The sequence below is a fragment of the Bacteroides reticulotermitis JCM 10512 genome, assembly GCF_000517545.1.
In the GTDB taxonomy this organism is placed as follows: domain Bacteria; phylum Bacteroidota; class Bacteroidia; order Bacteroidales; family Bacteroidaceae; genus Bacteroides; species Bacteroides reticulotermitis.
Genome location: NZ_BAIV01000088.1, coordinates 1 through 1114, shown reverse-complemented (window position 1 = coordinate 1114; position 1114 = coordinate 1). Strand labels below are relative to the sequence as shown.

Sequence of the window (1114 nt, the reverse complement as noted above, 5' to 3'; positions counted from 1 at the left end):
TGTATTTCTAACTTATATCCTTTCCCAAACTTGGCTTTCCAGCTGCCTAAACTCTGCTCTACAAGGTCGGCTATATCGTCGCCGGTTTTGAATGAGACGGCATACGAAAACTTCGGGAGAGTAGGCGTTGGTCATCAATTTCCCATTGGGATCGAATAGTTTGATATCAAGCGTAATCAGCGAATCCGGAATTAAAGTCTGATAGGCGACTTTCATAGACAGATTTTTAACCTGAGCACCTATAATTACCTCTCCGTAGTTATCTATTATCTTTCCTTTTTTGTTGACGTTTGCAAACTGTATGTTGTTGATAAACAGAGAAGGGGATTCTGTTACAGCAATCTTGTCCGATTTGTCAGGCTCAAAATAAAGGATGTTGTCTCTTTTAGTGTATACATACTCTATATAGCCCCTTTTCCCGGTCTTTCTTTAGGATGATGGATACTCTTCTAAGGTTCGTATTGTATACTTCATCCCATGTGCCGTCGTTGTGAAATTCTGAGGACTTCATACCTCGTATTTCTATTCGTTTATTAACCGGCCTGAGTATAAAGTATTCCGGGTTCTCGGCGTTAAGACTAATAGACATGTTTTCGATTACCGATTTATCGCTTACTAAACAGCCTTTGTATTTATAATCTATCGCGTGCAGATTACTTACAGCTAAGAGACACCCAAAGGTAAAGAGAATTATTCTGCGAGCATAGGCTCTTAAAAGTGTTTTGTTCATAATTTGAATGGGATTGATTAACTAGAATATTTTAAGTATAAAGTATATTTGTCGCTGTCTATGGATGTTTATATTCAACGTAAATATCTGATACCGGTTCATGTTCTGTGTTTTGATTCTACAAAAATAGTGATATAAGGTTATTATAAGCTCTAATTTTGTTTTATACTATATCATTATTGTTGAATATATTCCAAAAAGGACTCAGAATTATCGAGAAGTGCAGGCAAAGCAGGTTGGCTATCGTGAAATAGTTGAGAAACCTGCGCTGACCTGCGCTTCAAGGGGATTACAGATTCATCGCATTACCGCCCAGTGCTCCCAGCACTGCCGAAGCCACCGCGATGACTACTTTCAGGATCTTGTCCCAAAGAGACTTTTTGA

At 38.5% G+C, this 1114-nt stretch carries 1 protein-coding gene; it reads right to left on the bottom strand.

Features of this window, described 5'->3' with window-relative positions:
- Positions 1-1019: 1019 nt before the first annotated feature.
- Positions 1020-1114 (bottom strand): smalltalk protein (locus JCM10512_RS22875; RefSeq protein ID WP_158332257.1); only part of this gene is annotated, 95 nt, incomplete at its 5' end.